Source organism: Streptomyces sp. 5-10, from assembly GCF_014712245.1.
In the GTDB taxonomy this organism is placed as follows: Bacteria; Actinomycetota; Actinomycetes; order Streptomycetales; family Streptomycetaceae; genus Streptomyces; species Streptomyces violaceusniger.
In genome coordinates, this window is the sequence record NZ_JACVYG010000115.1 from 1 (window position 1) to 10,712 (window position 10,712).

The following is a 10,712-nucleotide window of genomic DNA, read 5'->3' on the forward strand; positions in this document are numbered from 1 at the left end:
AGCGGCACCAACGCGCACGCCATCATCGAGCAGGCGCCGGAGCCCGAGGAGGCGCGGGCTCCTGGGGTTCCGGCGGATGAGCCGTCCGTGCTGCCGTCCGCGCTGCCGTGGGTGCTGTCCGCCAAGACCCCGGAGGCGCTGCGCGCCCAGGGGGCCCGGCTCCGCGCCCATGTGGCCGACCACCCCGAGCTGCCCCTGGCCGACCTCGGCCACTCCCTGGCCACCTCCCGGGTGTCCTTCGAGCACCGGGCGACGCTCGTCGCCCGGGACCGGGACGCCTTCCTGGCCGGTCTCGACGCCCTCGCCGAGGGCCGCACCGCGACCGGTCTCGTCGAGGGCGCGGTGGCCGAGGGCGGCAAGCTGGCCGTCCTGTTCACCGGCCAGGGCAGCCAGCGGCTCGGCATGGGACGCGAGCTCTACGACGCCTACCCGGTGTTCGCCGAGGCGCTGGACGAGGTCTGCGACGCGCTGGACCCGCACCTGACGCGACCGCTGAAGACGGTGGTGTTCGGGGACGACGCGGAGGAGCTGGACCAGACCGGCTTCACCCAGCCCGCGCTGTTCGCGGTCGAGGTGGCGCTGTTCCGCCTGGTCGAGGCGTGGGGCGTGCGGCCGGACGTCCTCTCCGGCCACTCCATCGGCGAACTGGCGGCGGCCCATGTGGCCGGTGTGCTGACGCTGGCCGACGCGGCGACGCTGGTGGCCGCCCGTGGGCGGCTGATGCAGCGGCTGCCCGCCGGTGGCGCGATGATCGCCGTCCAGGCGACCGAGGACGAGGTGACCCCGCGGCTGGGCAAGCGCGTGAGCATCGCGGCCGTCAACGGCCCGACCTCGGTCGTGGTCGCGGGCGACGAGGACGCGGTGCTGGAGATCGCGGCGGCCTTCGAGGCGGAGGGCCGCAAGACCAAGCGGCTCACCGTCAGCCACGCGTTCCACTCGCCCCACATGGACGGCATGCTGGACGCCTTCCGCGAGGTGGCGCAGGGGCTGGCGTACCAGGCCCCGCGCATCCCGATCGTGTCCAACCTGACCGGTGCCGTGGTCTCCGCCGAGGAGATCACGACGGCCGACTTCTGGGTGCGCCACGTCCGCGAGGCCGTCCGCTTCCTCGACGGTGTCCGGACGATGGAGGCCCAGGGCGTCACCACCTACCTCGAGCTGGGCCCCGACGGTGTCCTCACCGCCATGGCCCAGGACTGCGTGGCCGACGCCGACGCGGCCGCCTTCGCCGCCGCGCTGCGCAGGGGCCGCCCCGAGGCCGAGACGCTGCTGACGGCGATCGGCACCGCCCATGTCCGGGGCGCGGCGGTGGACTTCGGTCCGCTCTTCGCCCCGTACGGGCCGCGGCTGGTCGATCTGCCGACGTACGCCTTCCAGCGCCGCCCGTTCTGGCTGGACGCCGGGCCGGTCGGCGGCGACGCCACCGCGATCGGCCTGCACGCGGCGGGCCATCCGCTGCTGGGCGCCGCCGTCGAACTGCCCGACTCGGACGGGATCGCCTTCACCGGACGGCTCTCCCTCCAGACCCAGCCCTGGCTGGCCGACCACGCCGTCATGGGCACGGTGCTGCTGCCCGGTACGGCCTTCGTGGAACTGGCCCTGCGCGCCGGGGACCACGCAGGCTGCGACCGTCTGGACGAACTCACCCTGGAAGCCCCCCTGATCATCCCCGACCAGGGCGCCGTCCAGCTCCGGCTCTCCCTCGCCGCACCCGACGACACCGGCCGCCGCGCGCTGACCCTGCACTCCCGAGCCGAGGGCGCCCCGGCGGACGACCCGTGGCTGCGCCACGCCACGGGCGCAGTGGCGGCGTCGAACGGCACGACACCGTCGTTCACCCTGACCGCCTGGCCGCCCGCCGAGGCGGAGCGCATCGACACGGACGGCCTGTACGAGGGCCTGGCCGAGGCGGGCTTCGCCTACGGCCCGGTCTTCCAGGGCCTGACGGCCGCCTGGCGACGCGGCGACGAGGTGTTCGCCGAGGTAAGCCTGCCGGAGGACCGCACGTCCGACGCGAGCGCGTTCGGGCTGCACCCGGCGCTGCTGGACGCGGCGCTGCACGCACTGGGCCTGGGCGCGGCCGAAGAGGGCAACGGCCAGGGCCGCCTGCCCTTCTCCTGGACCGGAGTCTCCCTGCACGCGGTAGGCGCCTCGGCCCTACGCGTGCGGCTGGACGGCACGGCCACAGGCACGGTGACCCTGGAACTGGCCGACACGACGGGCGCCCCGGTGGCATCGGTAGAGGGCCTGGCCCTCCGCACGATCTCGCCCGACCAGCTAGGAGCAGCCCGCCCGGGCGCCGCGTCCGACGCCCTGTTCCGCGTGGACTGGATCCCGGCCCCGGCCCAGTCCACGGAGGTAACCCCCAACAGCTGGGCGGCAGTAGGCCCCGACACCCTGGGCGTCCCGACCTACGCGGACCTGGACGCCCTGGCGGAGGCGGTCGCCTCCGGCACGCCGCTCCCGAAGTACGTACTGGCCGACTTGGCCCGTCCGGCGCTTGGTGGGGCAAATCAAGCCCGTCCGGCGTTCGAGGACACGCCCGGAGGGCGTGCCGAGGCACAGACCGTGGCCCTGGCCTCGGACAGCACGCCCCACCCAGCCCGTCCGGGCGCGGCAACTCAAGCCCGTCCGGCGCTTGAGGACCGGGGCCTTGGGGCGGAGCCCCACGTTTCGGGAAGGGGCGGGATTGGGGAAACCCCCTCACCGGCCGACGCGGCGCACCGCGCCACCACCCAAACACTGAGCCTGCTCCAGCAGTGGCTGGCCGAAGACCGCTTCGCGGAGTCCCGCCTCGTCATCCTCACCTCAGGAGCCGTAAGCACCGGCACGGCCGAGCCGACGACCGACCCGGCCCAAGCCGCCATCTGGGGCCTGGCCCGCTCCGCGCAAGCGGAAAACCCGGACCGTATCGTCCTCGTGGACACCGACGGCAAGGGCAAGCCACAAGACACCATGGCCACCGCCCTGGCAACGGGCGAACCCCAGATCGCCCTCCGCGACGGCGCCCCCCGGGCGCCAAGGCTGGCGCGCGCCACCGTGGCGACGGCGACGGAGAACCAAGCGCCCGAGTGGAACGCCGACGGCACCGTCCTCCTCACCGGCGCCACCGGCACCCTGGGCACCCTCCTCGCCAAGCACCTGGTCACCAATCACGGCGTACGCCACCTGCTCCTGCTCAGCCGCCGCGGCGCAAACGCCCCCGGCGCCGCCGAACTCACCACCGCACTGACCGAGCTGGGCGCCCAAACCCACTGGGCGGCCTGCGACGCGGCGGACCAGAAGGCCCTCGCCGAGGTCATCGCGAACATCCCCGCTGACCACCCCCTCACCGCCGTGATCCACACAGCAGGCGTCCTGGACGACGGAGTGATCGGCTCGCTCACCCCCGACCGGCTCACCACCGTCCTCCGTCCCAAGGCGGACGCGGCGTGGAACCTGCACGAGCTGACCCAGGACGCGGACCTGTCCGCGTTCATCCTGTTCAGCTCAGCAGCAGGCGTCTTCGGCGGTGCCGGACAGGGCAACTACGCGGCGGCCAACGCCTTCCTGGACGCCCTCGCCCAGCACCGCCACACCAAGGGACTCCCCGCCACCTCCCTCGCCTGGGGCCTGTGGTCGGTGGCCGGAGGCATGGGCGGCGAGCTGGACGAGGCCGAGATCGCCCGCATCCGGCGCGGCGGGGTCGGCGTGCTCACGGCCGAGAGCGGCATGGAGCTGTTCGACGCCGCACAGGGCGTCGCACAGGCCTCGGACGAGGCCTTGCTCGTACCGCTGCCCCTGGACATGGCCGCCCTCAGGGCACAGGCAAGCAGCGGCATGCTGCCCGCCCTCTTCCGCGGCCTGGTCCGGGCCCCCGCCCGCCGCGCCGCCGAGTCCGCGGCGGCCGCCGCGGCCGGTGCCGAGGCGCTGCGCGAACGGCTCGCCGGGCTCTCCGAGCCCGAGCGCGAGGAGGTGCTGCTGGAGCTGGTGTGCACCCAGGTGGCGGCCGTCCTCGGCTACCCCGGCCCGGAGTCGGTCGACCCGGCCCGCTCGTTCAGCGAGGTCGGCTTCGACTCGCTCACCGCGGTCGAGCTCCGCAACCGCCTCAACGCGACGACCGGAGTCCGCCTCCCGGCGACGCTGGTCTTCGACTACCCGACCCCCAACGCCCTGGTCGAGTATCTGCGCGGCGAGATCCTGCCGGACGACGCGTCGGCGGTCACCTCGCTGCTCGCGGAGCTCGACGGGCTGGAGAAGTCCCTGGCCCTGGCCGGAGCCGCCCCGGACGACGAGGGCCGGAGCAGGATCACCGCGCGACTGCAGGCGCTGCTCGCGCAATGGAATGACAACCGAGGACCGGAAGACGGCGCCGGAGTCGCCGAGGAACTGGAGTCCGCCACGGACGACGACCTCTTCGACTTCATCGGCAAGGAATTCGGGATCTCCTGAAGTGACCGTGACCGTGACCGCGGCCGTGACCGTAGCCGGCGTGAAGTGACAAGGCCTTCCGGATTCCTCGAGAGGGAAAAGCACGTATGAATGAGGAAAAGCTCCGCTACTTTCTCAAGCGGGTGACCGCCGACCTGCATGAGACCCGGCGCCGCCTGCAAGAGGTGGAGTCGGAGGACCAGGAGCCCATCGCGATCGTCGGCATGAGCTGCCGTTACCCCGGCGGGGTCAGCTCGCCCGAGGACCTGTGGCGGCTGGTGTCCGAGGGCGGGGACGGCATTTCCGAGTTCCCCACCGACCGCGGCTGGGACATCGGGCGGCTCTTCGACGACAATCCGGACGGCGCGGGCACGAGCTATGTCCGGGAGGGCGGTTTCCTCCACGACGCCAACTACTTCGACCCGGCGTTCTTCGGCATCAATCCGCGCGAAGCCCTCGCGATGGACCCCCAGCAGCGGCTGCTGCTGGAGACCACCTGGGAGGTGTTCGAGCGGGCGGGCATCGACGCCACCTCCGTACGCGGCACCCGTACCGGTGTCTTCGCGGGCGTCATGTACCACGACTACGCCTCGCGGCTGCGCGCCATGCCGCCCGGTGTCGAGGGCTACCTCGGCACCGGCGGCTCCAGCAGCATCGCCTCCGGCCGGGTGGCGTACACCTTCGGCCTGGAGGGGCCCGCGCTCACCGTCGACACGGCGTGCTCCTCGTCGCTGGTGACGCTGCACCTGGCCATGCAGGCGCTGCGAGGCGGCGAGTGCTCGCTGGCGCTCGCGGGCGGCGTCACGGTGATGTCGACGCCCGGCACCTTCACCGAGTTCAGCCGCCAGCGCGGACTGTCCTTCGACGGCCGCTGCAAGTCCTTCGCGGCGTCGGCGGACGGCACCGGCTGGTCCGAGGGCGCGGGCATGCTGCTGGTCGAGCGGCTGTCGGACGCCCGCCGCAACGGCCACAAGGTGCTGGCCGTCGTCCGGGGCTCGGCCATCAACCAGGACGGCGCGTCCAACGGTCTGACCGCGCCCAACGGCCCGTCCCAGCAGCGCGTCATCCGCCAGGCGCTCGCCAGCGCCCGGCTGACGGCCGACCAGATCGACGTGGTCGAGGCGCACGGCACGGGCACCACCCTCGGCGACCCGATCGAGGCGCAGGCGCTGCTCGCCACGTACGGCAAGGAGAAGCCCGCCGAACGGCCGCTGCTGCTCGGCTCCATCAAGTCCAACGTCGGCCACACCCAGGCCGCCGCCGGTGTCGCCGGGATCATCAAGATGGTCAAGGCCATCGAGCACGGCTATGTGCCCAAGTCCCTGCACATCGACGAGCCGTCGCCGCACATCGACTGGTCGGCCGGGGCCGTCTCGCTGCTGACCGAGGGCCGGCCGTGGCCGGAGACCGGCCGTCCGCGCCGCGCCGCCGTGTCATCGTTCGGCATCAGCGGCACCAACGCCCACCTGATCATCGAGCAGGCCCCGGCAGAGGACCCCGGGGGCGAGGAGACCCCCGCCGAAGGGACGACGGCGACGGAGGCCCCCGCAGCGGAGACGACGGCGCCCCGCACCCTCCCCCTCCTGCCGTGGCTGGTGTCCGGCAAGGGCGAGGACGCCCTGCGCGCCCAGGCCGCCCGGCTCCACGCCTACGTGGCCGAACGCCCCGAGTTGGATCCGGTGTCCGTCGGCTACTCCCTGGCCACCACCCGCGCCGCCCTGGAGAACCGCGCCGCCGTCATCGCCGGTGACCGCGCCACCTTCCTCGACCGCCTCGCCGCGCTCGCCTCCGGCGAGCCCGCCGCCGGGGTGGTCCAGGGCGTGGAGACCCGGGGCAAGCTGGCATTCCTCTTCACCGGCCAGGGCAGCCAGCGCCTCGGCATGGGGCGCGAGCTGTACGAGACCTACCCGGCGTTCGCGGAGGCGCTGGACGCGGTGTGCGCCGCGCTCGACCCGCGTCTCGAACGGCCCCTGAAGGACGTGCTGTTCGGGGACGACGCCGCCGCGCTGGACCGGACCGGCTTCACCCAGCCCGCGCTGTTCGCCATCGAGGTGGCCCTCTTCCGCCTCGTCGAGTCCTGGGGCCTGAAGCCGGACGTGGTCTCCGGACACTCCATCGGTGAGATCGCCGCCGCGCATGTCGCGGGGGTGCTCTCGCTCGACGCCGCCGCCCTGCTGGTGGCGGCCCGGGGCCGCCTCATGCAGCGGCTGCCGGGCGGTGGCGCGATGATCGCCGTCCAGGCGTCCGAGGACGAGGTGACGCCCCTGCTCACCGACCGGGTGTCCATCGCCGCGCTCAACGGGCCGTCGTCGGTGGTCATCGCGGGCGACGAGGACGCGGCGCTGGAGATCGCGTCCGGTTTCGAGGCGCAGGGCCGTAAGACCAAGCGGCTCACCGTCAGCCACGCGTTCCACTCGCCGCTGATGGACCCGATGCTGGAGCCGTTCCGCAAGGTCGCGGAGAGTCTGACGTACGAGGCCCCGAAGATCCCGGTGGTCTCCCACCTCACCGGCGGCATCGCACCCGCAGCGGAGATCGCGACCGCCGACTTCTGGGTCCGCCACGTCCGCGAGGCCGTGCGCTTCCTCGACGGCATGCGCGCGATGGAGGCGCAGGGCGTCACCACCTACCTCGAACTCGGCCCGGACGGTGTGCTGTCCGCGCTCGGCCAGGAGTGTCTGGCGGGCGAGTCCGAGCACGTGGCGTTCGTCCCCGCCCTGCGGTCCGGCCGCCCCGAGGCCGAGACCCTGACCACGGCCCTGGCCACCCTGCACACCCGGGGCACGGCCCCCGACTGGGCGGCGTACTACGCGGGCACCGGCGCCGAGCGCGTCGAGCTGCCCACGTACGCCTTCCAGCGCGAGCACTACTGGCTGGACGCGGGCACCGCCTACGGCGACGTCTCCTCGTTCGGCCTCGGCACCGCCGACCATCCGCTGCTCGGCACGGCCGTCTCCCTGGCCGACGCCGAGGGCTTCCTCTTCACCGGGCGGCTCGCACTGGACACCCACCCGTGGCTGGCCGACCACGCCGTCATGGGCGCGGTACTGCTGCCCGGCACCGCGTTCGTGGAACTGGCGGCGCGCGCCGGAGAGCGGGCCGGATGCGATGTGGTGGAGGAGCTCACCCTGGAGGCCCCGCTGATCCTGCCCGAGCGGGGCGGGGTCCAGCTCCAGATCGCCGTGGGCGCCCAGGACGACACCGGCCGCCGCACCCTCGCCCTCCACTCCCGCCCCGACGAGGCCGGAGACGACGAGCCGTGGCTGCGGCACGCCACGGGCGCCTTGGCGGCGGGCACGGTGGAGAGTTCGTTCGACCTGAGCGCCTGGCCGCCCGCCGGGGCGGAGCGCATCGAGATCGACGGCCTGTACGAGGGCCTGGCCGAGGCGGGCTTCGGCTACGGCCCGGTCTTCCAGGGCCTACGGGCCGCCTGGCGCGGCGACGGCGAGGTCTACGCGGAGGTCGCCCTCCCCGAGGACACCGAACCCGGCGCCGCCCTCTTCGGCCTCCACCCGGCCCTGCTGGACGCCGTCCTGCACACCATCGGCCTCAGCGACCTCACCGAGAACCCGGGCCAGGGCGGACTCCCCTTCTCCTGGACCGGCGTCCGCATCCACTCGGTGGGCGCCGACACGGTACGCGTCCGCCTGTCACCGGCCGGAAACGGCACGGTGTCCCTCCAGCTCGCCGACGTCACGGGCGCCCCGGTGGCCACGGTGGACCGCCTGGCCCTGCGCACGGTCTCCCCGGACCAGCTGACGGCCCCGGGCGGCGCGTCAGACGCCCTGTTCACGGTGGACTGGACCCCGATCCCGCCCGCGTCCGAGCCGGTGTCCCAGGACAACTGGACGCACATAGGCCCCAACGCCCCTTACCCGGACCTGGAGACCTTGGTCAAGGCCATCGATTCCGGAACCCCGGCGCCCGAGTACGTGGTGGCGTCCCTAGCTGCGCCTCTGGCATCGGACAGTGCGCAAAATCAAGCCCGTCCGGCGTTTGAGGCCCGGGGTCAAGGGGCGGAGCCCCTTGTATCGGGAAGGGGCGGGATTGGGGAAAACCCCGCCACCACGGCGCACCAGACCACGGCCCAGACCCTGAACCTGCTCCAAACCTGGCTGGCCGACCCCCACTTCACCGACACCCGCCTAGTCATCCTCACCGACGCCACCAACCTCGCCCACACCGCCGCCCACGGCCTCATCCGCTCCGCCCAGTCGGAGAACCCGGGCCGCATCATCCTGGTGGACACCGACACCCACCCGGACTCCCTCGAAGCCCTGCCCACAGCCCTCGCATCCGGCGAACAGGAACTCGCGGTACGCGAAGGCACGGTCAAGGCCCCCCGCCTGACCCGCGCCACCGCGCAGACGCAGGACGAAGCCCCCGAGTGGAACCCCAACGGCACGGTCCTCCTCACCGGCGCATCCGGCACCCTCGGCACCCTCTTCGCCCGCCACCTCGTAACCGACCGCGGTGTACGCCACCTCCTCCTGGTCAGCCGCCGCGGCGCAAACGCCCCCGGCGCCGCCGAACTCACAACCGAACTCGCCGAGCTGGGCGCCGAAGCCCACTGGGCCGCCTGCGACGTAGCGGACCGAGACGCCCTCGCCGCGACCCTCGCCACCGTCCCAGCCGAACACCCCCTCACCGCCGTCGTACACACCGCGGGCATCCTGGACGACGGCGTCATCGCATCCCTCACCCCCGACCGGCTCACCACCGTCCTCCGCCCCAAGGCGGACGCGGCGTGGAACCTCCACGAGCTGACCCAGGACGCGGACCTGTCCGCGTTCATCCTGTTCAGCTCGGCCGCAGGCGTCTTCGGCGGTGCCGGACAGGGCAACTACGCGGCGGCCAACGCCTTCCTGGACGCCCTCGCCCAGCACCGCCGCGCGGGCGGCCTGCCCGCCACCTCCCTCGCCTGGGGCCTGTGGGCCCCGTCGGGTGAGTCCGGCGGCATGGCCGGAGACCTGGACGAGGCGGAACTCGCCCGCCTCCAGCGCGGCGGCATCGCCGCCATCACCGCCGGCCAGGGCCGCGAACTGTTCGACCTGGCGATCGCCACGGACGACGCGCTGCTGGTCCCCATGCCCCTCGACCTGGCCGCCCTCCGGGCACAGGCGAGCGCCGGAATGCTGCCACCGCTCTTCCGCGGACTGGTCCGGGTCCCGCCCCGCCGCGCGGCCCAGGCCGCCGCCGCGGCCGCGCGGTCCGGCGCGCTCGCCCAGCAGCTGGCCGGGGCGGCGTCCGACGCCGAGGCCGAGGCCATCGTCCTCGGCCTGGTCCGTACGCAGGTGGCGGCCGTGCTCGGCTACGCCGGGCCCGAGGCGGTCGAGCCCCAGCGCGCGTTCAGCGAGGTCGGCTTCGACTCGCTCACCGCCGTGGAGCTGCGCAACCGTCTGACCGCCGTCAGCGGCGTCCGGCTCCCCGCCACGCTGATCTTCGACTACCCGACCCCCGCCGCCCTCGCCGCGTATCTGCGGGCCGAGGCCCAGGGCGGCCAGGAGGACGCGGCCGCGCCCGTGGCCGCCGCCACCCCGCACGACGACGACCCGATCGCCATCGTGGCGATGAGCTGCCGGTTCCCCGGCGGGGTGACCTCGCCCGAGGACCTGTGGAAGCTGGTCACCGACGGCGCGGACGCCATCACCGACATGCCCACCGACCGCGGCTGGGACATCGAGTCGCTCTACGACGACGACCCCGACCAGCAGGGCACCAGCTACGCCCGCAACGGCGGGTTCCTGCACGACGCCCACCACTTCGACCCCGTCTTCTTCGGGATCTCACCGCGCGAAGCCCTCGCCATGGACCCGCAGCAGCGGCTGCTGCTGGAGACCACCTGGGAGGCGTTCGAGCGGGCCGGGATCGACCCGGCGACGGTGCGCGGCAGCCGGACCGGTGTCTACACCGGCGTCATGTACAACGACTACGGCACGCTCCTGCACCGCGCCCCCGACGGCCTCGAGGGCTACATGGGCACCGCCAGCTCCGGCAGCGTCGCCTCGGGCCGGGTGTCGTACACCTTCGGCCTGGAGGGTCCTGCGGTCACGGTCGACACGGCGTGCTCGTCGTCGCTGGTGACCCTGCACATGGCGGTGCAGGCGCTGCGCAACGGCGAATGCTCGCTCGCCCTCGCGGGCGGTGTCACCGTCATGGCCACCCCCGGCACCTTCGTGGCCTTCAGCAAGCAGCGCGGCCTCGCGACCGACGGCCGCTGCAAGCCCTTCGCCGCCGCGGCCGACGGCACGGCCTGGGGCGAGGGCGTCGGCATGCTGCTGGTCGAGCGGCTGTCGGACGCG

General features: G+C 73.6%; 2 protein-coding genes. Both read left to right on the plus strand.

The annotated features are described in order from the left end of the window. Positions 1-4,431, plus strand: a 4,431-nt coding sequence (locus IEJ02_RS46945) for a type I polyketide synthase (RefSeq protein ID WP_191070379.1), incomplete at its 5' end; no start/stop codon positions are given. Between the two features lie 86 nt (positions 4,432-4,517). Further along, the coding region (locus tag IEJ02_RS46950; protein WP_191070380.1) for a type I polyketide synthase at positions 4,518-10,712 on the plus strand (6,195 nt) is incomplete at its 3' end.